We start from the raw sequence: 19,087 nt of genomic DNA on the forward strand, positions 1-19,087 counted from the left end.
GCCCTGGCCTGCGCGATCGCTTCGACGACCCGGTCCAGGCCGACGGCCGGACGCAGGGCCTGCAGCACCTGTGCCCGCTGGGGCCGGGTCAGCCCCGGCAACCGTTTCAGCCACCTCTTGAAACTCGGCGCTTTCATCCTGCCTCCGCCCTCGATGCGATAGGCGTTGGACCAGGCAAAAGCTCAACAGTTCATAGCGGACCCACAGGATACGGTGACAGCGCCTTTCTTTTTGCCTTGTCGCTTTTGCATATTGACGCGACCGCTCCCGGCATAAGCGAGATGCAGCGATGGTGAGGCGTTTAGCAGTGCTTCCCAGCACGCTAAACAGATATCATGAATTTCATAGGCTGCAGGTAGACGACCGGTTTCAACAGAGTCCAGGTACCGGCACGCGGAGACGGGGAAAAGTCGATCAAAGAACTTTTCCTAAATACAAAATCAGGAGACAAACAGATGGCTACTCTACGTAAAGCAGTATTGTCTGGTTTCACGCTCGCGGCGGCGATGTCGTTTGCCGGCCCGGCCTTTGGCCAGGCGTCGGTCGAGAATTTCTATCGCGGCAAGACCGTCAACCTTCTGGTCAGCGCCGACGCCGGCACGCCGAGCGACACCGTGGCGCGCCAGTTCGCGGGCTTCTTCGCCAAGAACATTCCGGGCCAGCCGAAGGTGGTGGTGCTGAACGTGGTCGGGGCCGGCGGCATGGTGGCGGCAAACTCGCTCCAGACCCGCCAGCCGGCCGACGGCACGGCGATCGGGCTGCTCCAGCGCAACAACCTCTACATCCCCCTGCTCGATCCGCGCCAGTCCAACTTCGACCCGCGCAAGGTCAAGTGGATCGGCAGTATCGACAAGGTCAGCTACAGCATGGTCGCGATGACCCGCTCCGGCGTGACGACGGCGGATGACCTGTTCAAGAAAAAATTTACCATCGGCGCGACCGGTTTCTCCAACGAAAACCGGATGCTGCCGGCGCTGCTCAACGAGCGCATCGGCACCAAGATGAACATCGTTCCAGGCTATACGGGACGCGGCGAAGTCTACCTGGCGATGCAGCGCGGCGAAGTCGACGGCTGGGCCTCGACCATCGACGGGCTGAAGGTGGGCGAGCCGGCCAAGATGATCACCGACGGCAAGATGAAAGTCCTGCTGCACGTGGGCTGGAAGAGTCATCCGGACTTCCCGCAGGTTCCGAACCTGAGCAACTATGTCACCAAGCCGGAAGACAAGGCCTTGTTCGACTTCATCCTCCTGCCGTTCGAGGCGGGACGGCCGATCGCGGTGCCGCAGAACGTGCCGCAAGACCGTCTCGAGGCGCTGCGCGCCGCCTTCGCCAAGACCATCGCCGATCCCGCCTTCATCGCCTCGATGAAGTCGCAGGGCTATCCGGTCGATCCGATCGACGGGGGCGCGATCGAACAGATCGTGACCCAGCTCTATGCCGCGCCCAAGTCGGTCATCGAGAGCGCGCGCAAGCTGCAACGCTAGTCTTCAACGACAGGCGGGACGGCGCGAGGGGCGGCCCGATGGGCCCGTCCCCGCGCATCTCCAGCCGTTTCCGATTCCACGATAACTGTCATGCGGCCGACGCAGGCGCATGACCGCACATCCTAGAGGCTCGACCACCATGAATCCAGAAATCATCGACATCCACCCGCACATCATTTCGACGGACACCGACCGTTACCCGATTGCGCCGCAGAGCGGGCACCGCTCCAACTGGTCCGCCACGCGCCCGGTCGACTTCGAGCAGCTCGTCGCCGAGATGGACGCGGCCGGCGTTGCCAAGGCCGCCATCGTGCATTCGTCCACCACCTACGGCCACAACAACGGCTACGTCGCCGACAGCGTGGCGCAGCAGCCGAAGCGCTTCACCGGGGTATATTCCTTCGACCTGCTGGCGCCCGACGCGCTGCAGACCTTCGATTACTGGCTGGCGCGCGGCATGGGCGGGATCCGGCTGTTCACCGGCGGTGCGACGCACCAGACCGATGGCCGCTGGCTGGTCAACCCGGCCACCTTCCCGATCTGGGAGCGCTGCTCCGAGCTCGGGATGACCATCGTGATCCAGACCACCCCGGCCGGCCTGGGCATGGTGGCGGAACTCGCCGAGCGCTTCCCCAAAGTCAGGATCGCGCTGGACCACTGCGGACGTCCGGTGCTCGAGGACGGCCCTCCGTACGCCGCCTGCTCGCAGCTGTTCAGCCTGGCGAAATTCAGGAACGTCTACCTCAAGATCACGCCCAAGACCTTCGAGCTGGCGCAGGCGGCGCCGGGCGGCGCCGAGCCCTTCTTCGCCCAGCTGGTCAAGGTGTTCGGCGCCGATCACCTGGCCTTCGGCTCGAACTTCCCCGCCTCCGCCGGGCCGCTGAAGAAGCTGATCGAGCAGGGGAACGAATGCTTCGCAGCGCTGGGCGAGGACGAGCGCGCCTGGATCTGGGGCCGTACGGCGAAAGTCCTCTATCCGGCGCTGGCCGATTAACCGGAAACCATCATGGATTTTCTCTTCGACCCAACAACGATATCGGCAGCCGGCCAAGCGCTGACGATCATCCTGTCACCCGACCGCCTGGTCTTTCTCGTCCTGGGCGTGCTGGTCGGGCTGGCGCTCGGGCTGGTGCCCGGGATCGGCGGGCTGACCGGCTTCGCACTGCTGGTGCCGTTCACCTACACGATGGACCCCTACGCGGCATTCGGGATGCTGCTCGGCATGCACTCGGTGATCGCCACCTCGGACACCATCACCTCGGTGCTGTTCGGCGTACCCGGACATAGCTCGCAGGCGACGGTGCTCGACGGCCTGCCGATGACCAAGCGCGGCGAAGGTTCGCGCGCCCTGAGTGCGGCCTACATGTCCTCGCTGCTCGGGGGCCTGATCGGGGCGGCCATCCTGGCGATCTCCCTGCCACTGATCCGCCCGGTGGTCCTGGCCATCGCCACGCCCGAAATGCTGGGCCTGACGATCTTCGGGATCGCGATGGTGGCTTCGCTGTCGGGCAAGGCGCCGCTGAAGGGCATCGTCGCCGCCTGCTTCGGCATCCTGATCGGCATGATCGGCACCAACACCCAGACCGGGCAAATGCGCTGGACCGGCGACCTGCTCTACCTGGAAGAAGGCATTCCGCTCACCGTGATCATCCTCGGCATCTTCGCGCTGCCCGAATTGTGCGAACTCGCGATCCAGCGCACCTCGGTCTCGCTCAACGCACCGGTCAAGATCCACACCGGGATGATGCAGGGCGTCAAGGACTGCGTACGCAACTGGTTCCTGGTGGCGCGTTGCAGCAGCATGGGTTCCTTCCTCGGCATGATTCCGGGTATCAGCGGCGCGGTGACGGACTGGATCGTGTATGGCCATGCGATGCAGACCGAGAAAGGCGCCAAGGAGACCTTCACCAAGGGCGACGTCCGCGGCGTGATCGCCCCGGAATCGGCGAACAATGCGCGCGAGGGCGGCATGCTGGTCCCGATGCTGGCCTTCGGCGTGCCCGGCGGCGCGGTGCAGGCGATCCTGCTCGGCGCGATGATGGTGCATGGCTTCGTTCCCGGTCCCGAGATCCTGACCAAGCACCTGGACCTGGCCTATTCCATGGTCTGGTCGATCGCGATTGCGAACATCTTCGGGGCGGGCCTGTGCTTTGCGCTCAGCGGCCAGTTCGCCAAGATCGCGACCTTGCGCTACACGCTGATCCTGCCGGTCATCGTGCCGATCGTCTTCATCGGCGCCTACGAAGGCTCGCATAGCTGGGGCGACCTGTTCCTGCTGCTGATCGCCGGCCTGGTCGGCTGGACCATGAAGCGCCTGCAATGGGCACGTCCGCCGCTGGTCCTCGGCCTGGTGCTGGGCCCGCTGATCGAACGCTACATGTCGATCTCCTTCATGCGCTACGACACCGAGTGGCTGGCGCGTCCGGGCGTGGTGGTCCTGCTGGTCCTCTCGGCCCTGGTCTTCTTCAGCCCGATGCTCAAGCTGATCCGCAAGGACCGCCCGGTGCGCCTGCCGCGCCTGCGCCCTGGCCGTGCGATCGCCTTCAAGCTCGAGGATCTCAGCTACGTCTTCTTCATCGGCATCGCGGTGTACGCCTTCGCCAGTGCCCAGGACTGGCTGTTCATGGCCAAGATCGGACCGACCGTGGTCGCCAGCGTCCTCGTCATCGCCGGCACCCTGAGTTTCGTCTACAAGGTGTTCGTCACTCCGGCACAGGTCGGGATGGCCCAGGGCGGCGGCGGGATCCACATGGATACGCCGAACGATGACGGGGAAGCCCTGCCGAACAGGGAGGTCCTGCGCCGGGCGGCAGGCTTCTTCGGCTGGTTCCTGGCCTTCCTCGCCTGCACCGCCGTGATCGGCCTGATCCCGACGATTCCGGTGTTCATGGTGGCCTTCATGCGCATCGAGGGACGCGAGTCCTGGAAGCTCAGCGTGATCCTGGCGGTATGCGTGACCCTGTTCGTCTACGCGGTCTTCGACCAGCTGATCCATGTCACCTGGCCGACCAACCTGCTGGGCGACTGGATCGCCGCGCAGACGGCAGGGGGCGTGTGACGCAGGTGTAGCTTCCCGCGCTGCGCCGCAGGGCGCAGCGCGTTTCGTGCTTCGGCATCGTTTTTACTGGAAGGAGTTCACATGACGCAAGATCGACTCGGGCGCATCGACCCGGAGCTGGCCAGCGAGGAACAGAAGAAGGTCATCGCGCGGCTGGGCGAAGGACGGGGGCGCATCCCGACACCCTTCAACATCTGGCTGCACAATCCGCAGCTGGCCGCGGGGATGGAAATCATCGGCACCCATATCGACAAGTCGCCGGTGCTGAGCGAGGCGGAAACCGAGGTGGCGATCCTCTCGACGGCGGTGTTCTGGAACGCGCCCTATGTGATTGCCAACCATCGCCGCCACGCGCTCAAGTCGGGGCTGTCCGAAGAGGTGGTCGGCGCCATCCTCGACAGGCGGCGCCCGGAAGCAGTCGGCGAGCGCCTCGGCGCGGTGTGCGACGCGGTCGGCGACATCCTCGCAGGCGGCATGGTCGACGACCGACGCTTCGCCCGCTACGAGGCCGAACTGGGCCGCGCAGTGATCGCCGAGCTGCTGGTCACCATCGGCTATTTCACCTCGGTGTCGCTCGCCATGAGCCTGCACGCGCTCGAACCCAAGCGCTGAGCGAGGAGAATCCGATGACACAGACCTTGAACCGCCGCAGCTTCCTGCGCGGCGCCGGGCTGCTCGGCCTGGGCCTGGCCACGGGCGGACTGTTTGCGCCGCATGTCGCACGGGCCGGCGCAACCCAGATCAGGATCGTCAGCAACCCGGGACTGGAAAACGCGACCCTGAACGCGCTGATGGAACAGCAGGGCTATTTCAGGCGCTTCGGCGCCGATGCCGTGATCATCCAGGCGCGCGGCGCCGCCGGCCCCTTCGACGCCATCGCCGCCGGCGAGGCGGATATCTGCATGGTGTCGGGCTACAACATGGTGCTGTCGCGGATCGAGCAGGGCGCCAAAGTCAGGATCGTCGGCGCCGGCATGAAGAAGTGCGCGCTGACGGTGTTCGCCAGGCCGGAGGGGATCCGGACGCTCGCCGACCTGAAGGGCAGGACGGTGGCGGTCGGCCCGGAGCGGGGCCTGCTGCACGGGCTGATGCTGCAGCTGCTGCAGGAAAAGGGCATCGACGCCTCGCAGGTGAACTTCGTCGACAAGGGCGACAACGACCAGTGCTACCGCGCGGTCGCCAAGGGCGAGACCGATGCCTGCGTCTCGAGCATCTCGCACCTCAACGACCAGGACGGGCTGGTCGTGGTCAAGGAGGGCAATATGTGGGAGGCGCTGCCGCGCTGTACCTTCCAGACCGCCTATGCCTCCGATCTCGCGATCAGGGACAGGCATGAAGGAATGGTGGCGGTGATGGCCGCTTACGGGGCGCTCTACGATTTCCTGATGTCGCCGGCCTCGCACGAGGCCGTGTTCGAGGCGCGCAAGCGGGTCCAGAAGGAATTCGACGCCGCCTCGGCGCGTGCGATCCGGGATTTCACCCGCCAGCAAAGGCCGTATTCCAGGAACCTGTCGCTGACCGAAGGCGACATCGCCTACCTGCAGCAGATGCACATCGGCCTGGGCAACCTGAAGCAGAAGCAGCCCTTCCCTGCGGTGGCCGACATGTCGGCGGCGCGGGCCGCGGCCAGGCTGCTAGGCTGAGCCAGGAGCGGGAACCCCTGTTCGCGAAAGCGCCGGCGCTGGTAAGCCGGCGCTTTTTTTCTTTTCCGGTATTCAAGCATTCCGGTCATAAGCAGGCAGCAGGGGAGGTGCCATGTTTTGCAGTACCTTCCAGCGGAGGGGGCGACCTATCATAGCTTCGTAGTTTCCGATAAAGACAAGGAGATCCAACGTGCAGAAAGTCAAACTCAAAATCGCCATCGCCGAGCATGCGCACACCGCAGCCATCCGCAATGGTTCCATCCCGATCGAAGGCGTGGATGCCGAATTCGTCACGGTCAAGCCGCAGATCGGCGCCTTCCGCCGCATGGTGCGCGACGTCGAGTTCGACGTCTGCGAACTGGCCCCGACCACCTACATCATCGCCCGCGCCCATGGCGCCCCCTTCGTGGCCCTGCCGATCTTCGTGGTGCGCCGCTTCCACCACGGCGGGCTGCTGGTGAACCCGGCGTCCGGCGTCAAGACCCCGAAGGACCTGGAAGGCAAGAAGGTCGGCGTGCGCGCCTACTCGGTCACCACCGGCGTGTGGAACCGCCAGGTGCTGATCGATGAATTCGGCGTCGATGCGTCCAAGGTCACCTGGGTGGTCGACGACGAGGAACACGTCACCCAGCTCAAGCTCCCGGCCAACGTCGTCCACGCGCCGGAAGGCAGCTCGCTGGCCGACATGATGGCCAAGGGCGAGCTGGCGGCCGGTCTCGAGGCGGCGGCCGGCATCGGCCGTACCGGCAATCCGACCAGCGGCTGGCAGGAAGTCGAGGCCGACTATCCGGACCTGCTCCCGAACGCGACCCAGCTGGAAGCCGACTACTACGCCCGCACCGGTGTCTATCCGATGCACGGCACCATCGTGGTCAAGGATTCGGTGCTGGCCGAGCACCCGTGGGTGGCCAAGTCGATCTACGACGCCTTCGATCGCGCCAAGAAGGAATGGCTGGCAAAGCTGGATGCCGGCGAAGCCAATAGCGCCGCCGACAAGAAGTACCGCAAGCTGCGCGAGATCGTCGGCCCCGATCCGCTGCCCTACGGCCTGCAGGAAAACCTGAAGACCATCGAGGCGCTGGAAGCCACCGCGTTCAAGCAGGGCCTGACGCCGCGCCGCATGTCGATCTACGAACTGTTCGTCGATCCCCAGCGCTGATTCCAAAGGAAAGCACCATGATCATTGATTGCCACGGTCACTTCACGACCGTCCCGACGTCCTTCCGCAACTGGCGCGCCAAGCAGGTCGAGTCCGCGAACGACCCGGCCAACGCGCCGGCGCTGTCCGGCGCCCATGTGTCCGACGACCAGATCCGCGACGCGATCGAGAACGGCCAGCTCAAGCTGCAGCAGGAACGCGGCAGCGACCTGACCCTGTTCTCGCCGATCGCCGGCCTGATGAGCCACCACCTGGGCAACGAGCGCACCAGCCTGGAATGGGCCACGATCTCGAACGACCTGGTCCACCGCGTGACCGAGATGTACCCGGATAACTTCGCACCGGTCGGCATGCTGCCGCAGTCGCCCTCGGCGCCGCCGAAGAACAGCGTGCACGAGCTGCGCCGCATCGTCGAGGAGCTGGGCTTCGTCGGCGTCAACCTGAACCCGGATCCGAGCGGCGGCTTCTGGACCGGCACGCCGGTGACCGACCGCGAGTGGTATCCGCTGTACGAAGCCCTGGTCGAGCTGGACGTGCCGGCCATGATCCACGTGGCGGCATCGTGCAATGCCTGCTTCCACGGCACCGGCGCCCACTACCTGAACGCCGACACCTCGGTCTTCATGCAGGTGCTGCAATCGAACCTGTTCAAGGACTTCCCGACCCTGCGCTTCGTGATCCCGCACGGCGGCGGCGCGGTGCCTTACCACTGGGGCCGCTACCGCGGCATGTCGCTGGAGATGATGGAGCGTCCGCTGGAGGGCCTGCTGGAGAACGTCTTCTTCGATACCTGCGTGTACCACCAGCCCGGCGTCGAGCTGCTGACCAAGGTGATCCCGGCCGACAACGTGCTGTTTGGCTCGGAAATGATCGGCGCCGTGCGCGGCCGCGATCCGGACACCGGCGAGTACTTCGACGACACCAAGCGCTACGTCGACGGCATCGCCGCGCTGAGCGACGAGGACCGCTACAAGATCTACGAGGGCAATGCCCGCCGGGTCTATCCGCGCCTCGATGCACGCCTGAAGGCGCGCGGCAAATAAAGTGCATGCGTGCGCCCGCCGCACGCATCGAAGAGAATCGAGAGAGACATCCATGAAACAAGACATCATCGATATCCACCCGCACATCGTGTCCGACGACGAGACGCGCTATCCGCCGGCGCCGTTGTTCGGCAAGCGCTCCGACTGGTCGAAGGAACACCCGAACACGGTCGAGGACCTGATCGCCGCGATGGACGAAGCGGGCGTGGCCAAGGCCGCCGTGGTGCATTCGTCGACCACCTACGGCTTCGACAATTCCTACGTGCTCGACGGGTGCAGCAAGTATCCGGAGCGCCTGGTGGCCGTCGGTTCGGTCGACATGCTCGACGACAACGTCGCCTCCACGATCCGCAACCACGTACACCAGAGCCTGGCAGGGCTGCGCATCTTTACCGGCGGCTCGACCAAGGACTTCGACCCGAGTGAACTCGACAATCCCAAGTCCTTCAAGGCCTGGGAAGCCCTGGCCGAGCTGGGCCTGCCGATGTGCATCCAGACCGGTCCCATCGGGCTGCCGCAAGTCACGATGCTCGCCAGGAAGTTTCCGACCGTGAACATCATCCTCGATCACCTCGGCCGTCCCGACGTGCTCGACGGGCCGCCGTACGGCAACGCGGCCAGCCTGTTCGCGCTGGCGGACCTGCCGAACATCTATCTCAAGCTGACGCCGCGTATCTTTGGCGATGTGAAGAAGGAAAAGGCCAGCGCCGAGACCTTCTTCCCGCGCGTGGTCGCAGCCTTCGGCGCAAAGCGCCTGGCCTGGGGCTCGAATTTCCCGACCTCGCCGGGTACGCTCGAGGAAATCCTGGCGACCGCGCAGGAAGGCCTGGCCTGCCTGAGCGAGGAAGACCGCGAGTGGATTTTCGGAAAGACGGCGAAGCATCTTTATCCCGCGCTGGCTTGAGCAAGACCAGACACAACAGGAGAATTTAACGTGAGCGACAACCGCCTGAACGGCATCATCCGCGCCTGGGAACAGGGCAAGCCGGCCTTCACCGCCTTTTCCAAGATCGACAGGCAGAGCGCGATCGACATGAGCGAGGCCCCGTACGACGGCATCGTGTTCGAGATGGAGCACAACCCGTACGACGTGTCGGCCCTGGGCGACGCGCTGCAGTACCTGCTGAACCGCAAGCAGATCGCGGAATCGGGCTCCGTCGCCCCCGCCGTGACGCCGCTGGCGCGCATCCCGGCCAACGGCGCCGAGATGAACCAGGCCTTCGCCAAGCAGGTGCTCGACCGCGGCACCTATGGCGTGATCTGGCCGCACGTCGCCACCGTCGAGCAGGCCTGCAACGCCGTGGCCTCGTGCCGCTACGCCCGTCCGAAGAATGCGCCGCTGTACGAGCCGAAGGGCGTGCGCGGCGACGGCCCGGCCAATGCGGCGCGCTACTGGGGCCTGAGCCAGGCGGAGTACTATGCCAGGGCCGACGTCTGGCCGCTGGCGCCGCAGGGCGAGATCCTGGTCGGCCTGATGATCGAAAGCACGCAAGCGATCGAGAACCTGGACGACATGCTGGCCAACGTCCCGGGCATCGGCTTCTGCCTGATCGGCGAGGGTGACCTGAGCCAGGAACTGGGCCTGGCGCGCCAGTACGAGCATCCGGAAGTGCTGGCCGCAATGGCGCAGATCGTCGCGACCTGCCACAAGCACGGGGTCAGGGTCGGCAATCCGCACGTCACCGCCAAGAACTACGAGCGCCTGCTGAACGAAGGCTACCAGTTCCTGATGTCGGCGCCGCAGCGCAGCTACGGCGTGATCGGCAAGGCGCGCGAGATGGCGGGGTACTGAGATGAATGGAGCCGAAACCCTGGTTGATACGCTGACGGGACAGGGCGTCGACATCTGCTTCGCCAATCCCGGCACCTCGGAGATGCACTTCCTGAAGGCGCTCGAGAACCCGCGCATGCGCAGCGTGCTGTGCCTGTTCGAGGGCGTCTGCACCGGCGCCGCCGACGGTTACTACCGGATGAAGGGCACACCGGCCTCGACCCTGCTGCACCTGGGGCCGGGCCTGGCCAACGGGCTGGCCAACATCCACAACGCCAGGCGCGCCGCGTCGGGCATGGTGAACATCGTCGGCGAGCATTCGGCGTCGCACCTGAAATACGATCCGCCCTTGATGTCCGACATCGAAGGGCTGGCGCGGCCGCTCAGTCACTGGGTGCGGCGCGTCGAATCGCCCGGCTCGGTGGCCTGGGACGTCAGCACCGCGATCGCGAAAGCCAGCGAACGTCCGGGCAAGATCGCGACCCTGATCCTGCCGGGCGACGCCTCCTGGCAGGAGGCGGGCGCGCAGCCGCCGCTGCCCGCACCCGTGGCCGCCCAGGCCAAGGCGCCGGACGCCGCGCGCGTCGAGCACATCGCGCGGGTGCTGAAGTCGGGCGAGCCGGCGCTGGTCATCCTGGCCGGCCAGGCCACGCGCGGCCGCGCGCTGGAACTGGCGGGCAAGCTCAAGGCCGCCACCGGCTGCCGCCTGGCGACCCAGTTCTTCACCGCGCGCATCGAGCGCGGTGCCGGGCGGGTGCCGCTGGAACGCATCCCCTACGCGGTGGGGCAGGCGGTCGAGTACCTGAAGGGCTTCCGGCACATCATCACGCTCGAGACCACCGAACCGATCGCCTTCTTCAGCTATCCCGACAAGCCCAGCCTGCTCAAGGCCCCGGACAGCGGCGTGCACGAACTGGTCGAACTCGGCGAAGACAGCGTGGCGGGACTGGAGATGCTGCTCGACGCGCTGGGCGCGGCGAACGCGCCGGCCGTGCTCCAGCAGCGCGGCGACACGAGTGCGCCGAGCGGCGCCCTGAATCCGGCCAGCATCGCCCAGGCCCTGGCCGCGGCGCTGCCCGAGCACTGCATCCTGGTCGACGAATCGCTGACCACCGGCCGCGAGACCATGGGCCTGACGGTCGGCGCCGCGCGCCACGACCTGATCAACAACATGGGCGGCTCGATCGGCTACGCCACCCCGGTCGCCACCGGCGCGGCGCTGGCTTGCCCGGACCGGCGCGTGTTCTGCATGGTCGGCGACGGCAGTGCGATGTACACGATCCAGTCGCTGTGGACCCAGGCGCGCGAGGGCCTGGACATCACCACCATCATCTTCGCCAACAACAGCTACGCCATCCTCAAGGCGGAGTACGCCAACATGGGGGCCGGCGCGCCGGGCCCGCAGGCGCTGGCCATGATCGACATCGACCGCCCGCGCATCGACTGGCAGGCGATGGCGAAGAGCATGGGTGTGCCGTCGGTGGCCGTCGACAGCGCCGAAGGCTTCTACAAGGCGATGGTCGCGTCGACGCGCGAACAGGGACCGTCCCTGATCGAGGTCCGGCTTTGATGTAACCGGGGTGCCGGCATCGTGACGCCGGCACCCGCGGCGACAGGCTACAGGGGAACGGCGGATTCCCTTTCCAGTGCCCGCGCCGTCAGGCGCAATTCCTCGCGCAAGGCCTTGACGCCCGGCGAAGGCGAGCCATCGCGCCGCAAGGTCAAGCCGATCCTGCGCTCCGTGCCCCTCAAGGCGATGGGCAGCACGGTGAGCTGTCCGGCAGCGAGTTCGGAGCGGACCTGGTGGGTACAGAGCAGTGCCAGGTAATCGCTCTTGAGCAGGATGGAGCGCACGGCCATCGGGTTGTGCACCTCCAGGCGTACGGGCGGCAGGTCGAGGTCTTCGGAGCGGAACGCCGCCTCGAACGAGGTGCGGGTGCCGGTGTTGGGCAAGGGGACGACCCAGCGCGCGTCCACGACATCGCGCAGCGCCAGCCGTTCCATTGTCGAGTAGGGATGGCCGGCGCGGCAGACGACGCACAGCGTATCGTCGAACAGGGCTTCCTGTTCGAGGTCGTCGGCGACCGAGGGGCGCAGCGTGCTGACGATCATGTCGATGTCGGCATTGCGCAGCTGGTCGATCAGGAAATCGTAGGTGCCGTCGATCACGGCGACATTGATGTGGGGGTGCAGGCCCAGGAACTGGGTGACGGCCTGCGGCACCAGGTCGACGCTCGCATAGGGCAGGGAGGCGACCGTGACGCGTCCGTGCAGGACGCCCTGGATACTCGCGATCTCTTCTTCGGCCACCCTGAGTTCCATCAGCGTGAGCTTGATCCGGCGCAGCAGGATCTCGCCGGCCTCGGTGAGGCGCACGCCGCGCGAAGTGCGTTCCACCAGCGAGGCGCCGACCAGGTGTTCCAGGTCCCGGAGCGACTGGCTCACCGCCGGCTGCGAGAGCTGCAGGCGTTCGGCAGCCTGGGTCGCACTCCCGGTCTCCGTGACCGCGATCAGGACGAACAGCAGGCGCTCGTTGACCATCCGCGCCAGCCGTGAGGGCCGCGTATCCCGCGCCTCCCGCGCTTCCTCGCCGGAGGCGGCCAGTTCGCGCACTTCCTGGGCGCCGAGTTCGAGCTGGTCGAGCGCGCGGGTCGCCCGCGCCACGACGATCCGGCCGGCGGCGGTGGGGACCATCCCCCGGGTATGGCGCTCGAACAAGGGCAGGCCCAGCGTCGCCTCCAGCATCTGGATATTCCGCGTGATCGCCGTCGCCGACTTGTTGATGGCGACGGCGGCGCGCGCCGTACTGCCATGGCTCACCACGGCGATCGCGGAGCGCAGCGCCTTCAGTGAAAAGAGCAAGCCTTGCTCGGCATCGCCCGCCGCACCGTCCTCGGTATCGACAGTTGCGTTCGTGTCTTCAATCTCGTTCAAGTTGCTCCTCCAATGCGCCACATCAGGCGATGTGCGACAAGATTCTGCTGGGTGGGTTGTCGCCAGTCCATTGAGAAAAACCGCCTCCGCTTGTGCGCCTGGTTAAGTCTCGCATATGGGCAGGGCGGGAGCCAGATCCAGCTGTTCCAGTACATTGTCTTGTGACCCGCCGGCCAGGCGGCGGGTGGTCTCTTCCAGGCACGACAGCATGAGTTGCGCGCTGGGCGTCAGGCCGCGGCTGCGGTTCCAGAGCACGCCGGCCGGGCGCAGCAGTCGGGGCAGGCTCAAGGGAAGCGTGTGCAGCGGCTGGGTGTCGATCGCGACCAGCAGGCGCAATTGCCGCGCCTTCAGGTTGACCTGCAAGTACCAGTCCAGCTCCGACATGTCGTTCCACCTTTCCGCTGTTGCCGGCCCTTGTATCCGATGAAAGCTTGCGTGATTGACCAGATCTTCGGGCGTCATGCCTGCATGCATTGTATAGCTGCTCACCGCTCCTCTCAAGCGGATACTTGCGCCATCCGGCAGGCGCAGCCCCGGTCCGCATGAAACGGTATATACGGTTTATATCAGCGCATGGAAAGGGGGCGGCGAGCCGCGATCGCAGCTATCGCGGCAGACAACGAAGGCGCCCGGTCATAAGAAGGTTGCAGGGGATGTGGGGTGTTTCGCAGTATCTACGGACCCCCTGGCGACATATCATGAATTCGACCTTCTCGATAAGCGATCGAGCTTCGAACTCAACCAATCAGGAGTTGAACAACATGACAGCAATGACAACCGGAGTGCCGACGCTGCGCACCAACCTCGCCACCTATCCGGTCACCAGGGCGATGAAGGAGGGCAGCGTCAGGTCCGACCTGGTCCATCTCGACTTCTGCGGCCCGACCCCGGCCCACAACGGCTTCAAGGCGATGGTGCGCGAGAACGCCTTCGACGCCGGCGAGCTGGCGATCGTCACCTTCCTGCAGGCGAAAGCCTACGGCAAGCCCTACGTGCTGCTGCCGACCCCGATCTCGGGGCGCTTCCAGCACCACTGCGCCGGCTTCAACATCGATTTCGGCCACCTGGATCCGAAGGACATCGAGGGCAGGCGGGTCGGCGTGCGCACCTATACCCAGACCACCGCGCTCTGGATCCGCGGCATCCTGCGCCACGAATACGGCGTCGATCTCGACAAGGTGACCTGGATGACGCTGGGCGACGGCCACCTGGCCGAATACGGCGATCCGGCCAACTGCCAGCGCCTGCCCAAGGGTTCCTCGATCCCCGAGATGATGCTGAACGGCGAACTGGCGGCGGCCCTGCTGGGCGAAGACATGCCGAAGGACCCGCGCGTGCGCACCCTGGTGCCGGACGCGCACGCGGCCGCCAAGGACTGGTTCGCGCGCGAGGGCGTGGTGCCGATCAATCACATGTTCGTGGTGCACCAGGACCTGACCAGGAACCGCCCCGACATCGTGCGCGAACTGTACCGCATGATCGTCGAGAGCCGCGCGGCGACCGAAGGCGGCGTGCCCGCCGTGTTCCCGCCGATCGGCCTGGAGGCGAACCGCAAGGGCATCCAGCTGGCGATCGACTGGGCGCTCGACCAGAAGATCATTCCGCGCCGCCTGTCGGTCGACGAGCTGTTCGACGACGTCACCGGCAGCCTGGGCTGAGCAGCTCCCGGGAAGCAGCGACGCTCAACCAATCGTAGTGCCAATGCTCGCGCGAGCGGGCAGGGGAGACTTTTGCCGTTTTTTTGTTCCGATTCACTGCATTGACAATAGAATGATAATGGAGACATCTGTGAAACACATTAAAACAACCTACATCAAGCCCATTCTTCTCCTGGCGGCATCGTTCGCGGCCACGGCGCCGGCGTGGTCGCAGGAGGAGGGCGAGAAGGCCGGCCCCCAGGCCGCACGCGGCAACGCTGTCCAGTTCTACGGGATGATCGACCAGGGCCTCGAGGCGGTGCATGGCCGGTTTGCCGCCACCAACGAGCGCGACACCAACTACCGGATCAGCAACGGCATCATCACGCCGCACTTCGGCTTCCGCGGCAGCGAAGACCTGGGCGGCGGCATGCGCGCCTCGTTCAACATCGAGGGCAGCTTCACGCCGGACGACGGCATGCTCGGCATCGGCGGGCGGATCGCGGGGCGCCAGGCCCACGTCGACCTGTCCGGGTCCTTCGGCACGGTGAGCCTGGGCCGGCAGTACACCATGGTGCGCTATGGCTGGGAGGACGCCAACCCGTTCGGCACCGGCAACCAGGGCCTGAAACTGCTGGATCCGCGCATCTCCAACCCGCGAGCCGACAATTCCATCACCTATATCGGCAAATGGGGGCGGCTCAGCGGCGGGGTGAACTACAGCGCGGGATGGGACGCCGTGAACGGCAACCCGGCCACCACCGCTGCCGCCAACTGCCCGGGAGAAGTGTCGGACAAGCGCCAGTGCCGCGAGTGGTCGGCAGGCCTGAAGTATACCGGCGGCTCCTGGGGCGTGGCCGCGTCCTATGAAAGGCTGTATGGCGGCACGGCGGCCACCTTCGGGGGGCTCACCTCGCCGGACAGGACGGATACCCGCGCTGTCGTCAGCGCTTACCTGAAATTCCGCGAGAGCGGGAAACTGGGCGTCGGCTGGATCAGGCGCGACAACATGGGCATCGCGACGCCGAAGAGCGACATGGCATGGATACAGGCCATCGTACCGATCGGCCAGTATTCGCTCGACGGCCTGCTGGCCGGACTGGAGTATCGCGATTCCGCCAACAAGGCGGTACTGGTGAACCTGCGTGGCAGATACCACGTGTCGAAGCGCACGACCCTGTACGTGACCGCTGCCTTCATGAACAACAGCGGCGCCCTGAACCTGGCTGCCAGCGGCAGCTCGCCCATCCTGCGTCCGCTGCCCGGCGGCAAACAGGCCAGCGTCATTGCAGGCATCCAGCACCGGTTCTGAACCCGCGGCCGGGGCCTGATTGGCTCCCGCCTTGACCATCCGGTTACACCCAGGGCCGTTTTACTCAATCGACCGGAGGACGGTTCTCCGGGCAGAATGCGATGCGCCCGCCAACAGGCATCCTGGCGCATCGCCAGAACCACCTCGACCACCGCGCGTCCGCAGGAATGGCGGCGCGCTGGTGTGCGCGACAACAAGGACATCCCCATGAACCCAGTACCGCCCCGTTTTCTTCCCCACGGCCTGCACTTCATCGCCGGCATCCGCACCGCGACCGAAGCGCAGTTCCAGTCGGCGCCGGCCGATGGGCCCGCGCATTCCTTCTCGGTGGGCACGCCCGCCCTGGTCGACCAGGCTTGCCGGGCGGCCGAAGAGGCCTTCCTGTCCTTCGGCTACAGCACGCGCGAGGAGCGCGCCGTGTTCCTCGAGGCCATCGCGGAGGAGATCGAGGTGCGCGCCGAGGCGATCACGGAGATCGGCAGCAGCGAAACCGGCCTTCCCGCGGCCCGCCTGGCCGGCGAGCGGGGGCGCACCACGATGCAGCTGCGCCTGTTCGCGAGCCATATCCGGCGCGGCGAGTATCTCGACCGCCGCCACGATCCCGCACTGCCGCAGCGCGAGCCGCTGCCGCGCCCCGAGCTGCGCATGATGCAGCGCCCGATCGGTCCGGTCGCCGTCTTCGGCGCGTCGAACTTCCCGCTCGCGTTCTCGGTGGCCGGGGGCGATACCGCATCGGCGCTGGCGGCAGGCTGCCCGGTCGTGGTCAAGGGCCATTCCGCCCATCCCGGCACCTCCGAGATCGTCGCCGAAGCCATCCTCGCCGCGGTCGCCCGCTGCAAGCTGCATCCCGGCGTGTTCTCGCTGATCCAGGGCGGGCGGCGCGACGTGGGCGAGGCGCTGGTGCGGCATCCCCTGATCCGCGCCGTCGGCTTCACCGGCTCGCTGGCCGGCGGCCGCGCGCTGTTCGACCTGTGCGCCGCGCGTCCCGAGCCGATTCCCTTCTTCGGCGAACTGGGCTCGGTCAACCCGATGTTCATCCTGCCCGCCGCGCTGGCCGCGCGCGGAGAAGCCATCGGCGCCGGCTGGGCGGCCTCGCTCACCATGGGCGCGGGACAGTTCTGCACCAATCCCGGCATCGCCGTGGTGCTGCGCGGCTCCGAGGGCGAGGCCTTCGCCGACGCCGCCCGCGCCGCGCTGGAGCAGGTCCAGCCCCAGCTCATGCTCACCGACGGCATCGCGGCCGCCTACCGCGACGGCTGCGAGCGCATCGCCGCCGGCAGCGGAGTGCAGGCGCTGCTGGCCTCGACCTGCGGCCTGCGCAATGCCTCGCCCTATCTGTTCCGCACCACGGCCAAGGACTGGCTGGCCAACCACGCGCTGGCCGAAGAGGTCTTCGGTCCGCTCGGCCTGATCGTCATGGTGGACAACCTGACGGAGATGTTCGACCTGGCCCGTTCCCTGTCCGGCCAGCTGACCGCGACCATCCACATGGACGAGGCCGACACCCAGGCCGCGCGCAGCCTGCTGCCTGTCCTGGAGCGCAAGGCCGGCCGCGTGCTGGCCAACGGCTTCCCCACCGGCGTCGAGGTCTGCGAAGCGATGGTCCATGGCGGTCCTTATCCCGCCTCCACCAATGCCGGCGCGACCTCGGTCGGTACGCTGTCCATCCGCCGCTGGCTGCGTCCGGTCTGCTACCAGAACCTTCCCGCCGACGTGTTGCCGAAGGACCTGGGCTGATGCGGGACCAGGACTCCCGGCAGGCGGCCGAGGGCGGGCCGTGCGCGCCCGCCGCGGGCGCCGCCGTGCGCCGTCCGGCGCCGCTGCGGGTCCTGCTCGATACCCAGTTCGGCCCCTTCCTCGCGGGGAATGGCCTGTCCCTGATCGGCACCTGGATGCAGCGCATCGCCTGCAGCTGGCTGATCTGGGACTGGACCCATTCGGCCTTCTGGCTCGGCATCCTGGCGGCCGGCGACCTGCTGCCCACGGTTGCCATCGGACCCTTTGCCGGCGTCGCCGCGGACCGCTGGGACCGGCTCAAGCAGAACATGCTGGCCCAGGTCGTGTCGGCCGTGCTGGCCGTCCTCACGGCGCTGCTGCTGGCCACCGATCGCCTCGGCCTCATCGGCCTGGTGCTCCTGATCACCGCGCAGGGGGCGCTCAGCGCCGCGATCCAGCCCGCGCGGCTCGCCATGATCCAGCAGATGGTGGCGCGCGAGGACATGGGCACGGCCGTCGCCCTGAATTCGGTGCACGTCAACCTGACCCGCCTGCTCGGACCCGCGGTGGCGGGGGCGATGATCCTGTATGTGGACGTGGTCTGGATCTTCGTCGTGAATGCCGTGGTCACGGCCATCTTCGTGCTGATCCTGGCGCGCCTGCGGCTCGCTCCCCACGTGAAGCGCGCGCACAGCGGCAGCTTCTTCGGCGAGATGAGGGACGGTTTCGTCCACATCCTGCGGGTCCGGCCGCTGCGCCTGATCCTGCTGGTGATGCTGTGCGGCGGCGTGATGGTGAGGGCGATGATGGAACTGATCCCGGCGATCGCCGCCGGCAGCTTCGCCGACGACGCCACCGGCCTGGCCGTCCTCACCGGCGCCGCAGCCTGCGGCGCGGTGACCTCGGGCCTGACGATGGGCCGCGGCCGGGCCGCGCAACTGCTCCAGGGAGTACTGTGGTGGTGGGGCCTGGGCGCGCTGGCGGCGATCGTGCTGGCCTGGTCGCGCAGTCCCATGCTCGCCGTGGCCGCCGCCGTGGTGATGGGTTTCGGGATCACCCGCAGCCTGGTGTCGACCCAGACCTTCGTGCAGCTGACCACCCCGGACGCGCTGCGCGGGCGGGTGCTCAGCATGCACGGGCTCATCGCGCGCGGCAGTCCGGCCCTCGGGGCCCTGGTCATCGGCTTTGCCGCCGACCGGGTCGGCCTGCCGCACGCCGTCGAGGTGTCCGCGGGAGCGCTGCTGGTCCTGCTCCTGCTGCTGGCGCCGCGGGTGCGCAGCGCCGCCCGCGGCGTGGAGGAGGCGGCCTGACGGGCGCCGCCTCCCGC

At 66.8% G+C, this 19,087-nt stretch carries 16 protein-coding genes and 1 pseudogene; 14 read left to right on the top strand and 3 right to left on the bottom strand.

Going from position 1 to position 19,087, the window contains the following annotated elements; all coding sequences use genetic code 11:
- A pseudogene (locus tag H162_RS35865) lies at positions 1-137 on the bottom strand (IS1595 family transposase); the annotation flags it as partial.
- A gap of 318 nt (positions 138-455) precedes the next feature.
- On the opposite strand from H162_RS35865, the gene H162_RS0100010 reads away from it, so the two are divergent.
- From H162_RS0100010 to H162_RS0100055, 10 genes are all read left to right on the top strand, one after another.
- Positions 456-1,487: a Bug family tripartite tricarboxylate transporter substrate binding protein gene (locus H162_RS0100010; RefSeq protein ID WP_040785982.1), complete on the top strand. Its 1,032-nt coding sequence runs from the start codon at positions 456-458 to the stop codon at positions 1,485-1,487.
- Between the two features lie 139 nt (positions 1,488-1,626).
- Complete coding sequence (locus H162_RS0100015; protein WP_020651382.1) at positions 1,627-2,481, top strand: amidohydrolase family protein; 855 nt, start codon at positions 1,627-1,629, stop codon at positions 2,479-2,481.
- 12 nt (positions 2,482-2,493) lie between these two features.
- The gene (locus H162_RS0100020) at positions 2,494-4,545 is read left to right on the top strand and encodes a tripartite tricarboxylate transporter permease (protein WP_020651383.1); all 2,052 of its coding nucleotides are present in this window, start codon (positions 2,494-2,496) and stop codon (positions 4,543-4,545) included.
- An 81-nt stretch (positions 4,546-4,626) separates the two neighbouring features.
- Positions 4,627-5,157, top strand: coding sequence for a carboxymuconolactone decarboxylase family protein (locus tag H162_RS0100025; RefSeq protein ID WP_020651384.1), 531 nt, complete (start codon positions 4,627-4,629; stop codon positions 5,155-5,157).
- 14 nt (positions 5,158-5,171) lie between these two features.
- Positions 5,172-6,188 carry an ABC transporter substrate-binding protein gene (locus H162_RS0100030; RefSeq protein ID WP_020651385.1) on the top strand — a complete coding sequence of 339 codons (1,017 nt, stop codon included), beginning with the start codon at positions 5,172-5,174 and terminating at the stop codon, positions 6,186-6,188.
- A 190-nt stretch (positions 6,189-6,378) separates the two neighbouring features.
- Positions 6,379-7,347 carry an ABC transporter substrate-binding protein gene (locus tag H162_RS0100035; protein ID WP_020651386.1) on the top strand — a complete coding sequence of 323 codons (969 nt, stop codon included), beginning with the start codon at positions 6,379-6,381 and terminating at the stop codon, positions 7,345-7,347.
- 17 nt (positions 7,348-7,364) lie between these two features.
- A complete protein-coding gene (locus H162_RS0100040; protein WP_020651387.1) occupies positions 7,365-8,390 on the top strand; it encodes an amidohydrolase family protein in 1,026 nt (341 codons plus the stop codon).
- 52 nt (positions 8,391-8,442) lie between these two features.
- Positions 8,443-9,294 (top strand): amidohydrolase family protein, encoded by an 852-nt coding sequence (locus H162_RS0100045; protein WP_020651388.1) that lies wholly within the window; start codon positions 8,443-8,445, stop codon positions 9,292-9,294.
- A 30-nt stretch (positions 9,295-9,324) separates the two neighbouring features.
- Positions 9,325-10,182, top strand: coding sequence for an HpcH/HpaI aldolase family protein (locus H162_RS0100050; RefSeq protein ID WP_020651389.1), 858 nt, complete (start codon positions 9,325-9,327; stop codon positions 10,180-10,182).
- Between the two features lies 1 nt (position 10,183).
- Positions 10,184-11,731: an acetolactate synthase large subunit gene (locus H162_RS0100055; protein ID WP_020651390.1), complete on the top strand. Its 1,548-nt coding sequence runs from the start codon at positions 10,184-10,186 to the stop codon at positions 11,729-11,731.
- Positions 11,732-11,778: 47 nt separating this feature from the next.
- Here H162_RS0100055 and H162_RS0100060 read toward each other — a convergent pair whose 3' ends face one another.
- Positions 11,779-13,095, bottom strand: coding sequence for a LysR family transcriptional regulator (locus H162_RS0100060; RefSeq protein ID WP_020651391.1), 1,317 nt, complete (start codon positions 13,093-13,095; stop codon positions 11,779-11,781).
- Between the two features lie 102 nt (positions 13,096-13,197).
- Positions 13,198-13,584: a hypothetical protein gene (locus tag H162_RS35100; protein WP_229451873.1), complete on the bottom strand. Its 387-nt coding sequence runs from the start codon at positions 13,582-13,584 to the stop codon at positions 13,198-13,200.
- A 272-nt stretch (positions 13,585-13,856) separates the two neighbouring features.
- Here H162_RS35100 and H162_RS0100070 point away from each other — a divergent pair, with 272 nt between their 5' ends.
- The 4 genes from H162_RS0100070 (at position 13,857) to H162_RS0100085 (ending at position 19,070) form a co-directional block, all read left to right on the top strand.
- Positions 13,857-14,753: a substrate-binding domain-containing protein gene (locus H162_RS0100070; protein ID WP_026354053.1), complete on the top strand. Its 897-nt coding sequence runs from the start codon at positions 13,857-13,859 to the stop codon at positions 14,751-14,753.
- A 130-nt stretch (positions 14,754-14,883) separates the two neighbouring features.
- Positions 14,884-16,044 (top strand): porin, encoded by a 1,161-nt coding sequence (locus H162_RS0100075; protein ID WP_020651394.1) that lies wholly within the window; start codon positions 14,884-14,886, stop codon positions 16,042-16,044.
- Between the two features lie 207 nt (positions 16,045-16,251).
- Positions 16,252-17,781, top strand: coding sequence for an aldehyde dehydrogenase (NADP(+)) (locus H162_RS0100080; RefSeq protein WP_026354055.1), 1,530 nt, complete (start codon positions 16,252-16,254; stop codon positions 17,779-17,781).
- A complete protein-coding gene (locus tag H162_RS0100085; protein ID WP_020651396.1) occupies positions 17,781-19,070 on the top strand; it encodes an MFS transporter in 1,290 nt (429 codons plus the stop codon). Before H162_RS0100080 ends, H162_RS0100085 begins: the two co-directional genes overlap by 1 nt.
- Positions 19,071-19,087: the final 17 nt, after the last annotated feature.

Source organism: Massilia niastensis DSM 21313, assembly GCF_000382345.1.
GTDB lineage: Bacteria > Pseudomonadota > Gammaproteobacteria > Burkholderiales > Burkholderiaceae_D > Telluria > Telluria niastensis.

Excerpts from the sequence above, each read along its gene's own strand:
- H162_RS0100010 (WP_040785982.1), top strand. The coding sequence starts at position 456 with ATGGCTACTCTACGTAAAGCAGTATTGTCTGGTTTCACGCTCGCGGCG.
- H162_RS0100015 (WP_020651382.1), top strand. The coding sequence starts at position 1,627 with ATGAATCCAGAAATCATCGACATCCACCCGCACATCATTTCGACGGAC.
- H162_RS0100020 (WP_020651383.1), top strand. The coding sequence starts at position 2,494 with ATGGATTTTCTCTTCGACCCAACAACGATATCGGCAGCCGGCCAAGCG.
- H162_RS0100025 (WP_020651384.1), top strand. The coding sequence starts at position 4,627 with ATGACGCAAGATCGACTCGGGCGCATCGACCCGGAGCTGGCCAGCGAG.
- H162_RS0100030 (WP_020651385.1), top strand. The coding sequence starts at position 5,172 with ATGACACAGACCTTGAACCGCCGCAGCTTCCTGCGCGGCGCCGGGCTG.
- H162_RS0100040 (WP_020651387.1), top strand. The coding sequence starts at position 7,365 with ATGATCATTGATTGCCACGGTCACTTCACGACCGTCCCGACGTCCTTC.
- H162_RS0100045 (WP_020651388.1), top strand. The coding sequence starts at position 8,443 with ATGAAACAAGACATCATCGATATCCACCCGCACATCGTGTCCGACGAC.
- H162_RS0100055 (WP_020651390.1), top strand. The coding sequence starts at position 10,184 with ATGAATGGAGCCGAAACCCTGGTTGATACGCTGACGGGACAGGGCGTC.
- H162_RS0100070 (WP_026354053.1), top strand. The coding sequence starts at position 13,857 with ATGACAGCAATGACAACCGGAGTGCCGACGCTGCGCACCAACCTCGCC.
- H162_RS0100080 (WP_026354055.1), top strand. The coding sequence starts at position 16,252 with ATGAACCCAGTACCGCCCCGTTTTCTTCCCCACGGCCTGCACTTCATC.
- H162_RS0100085 (WP_020651396.1), top strand. The coding sequence starts at position 17,781 with ATGCGGGACCAGGACTCCCGGCAGGCGGCCGAGGGCGGGCCGTGCGCG.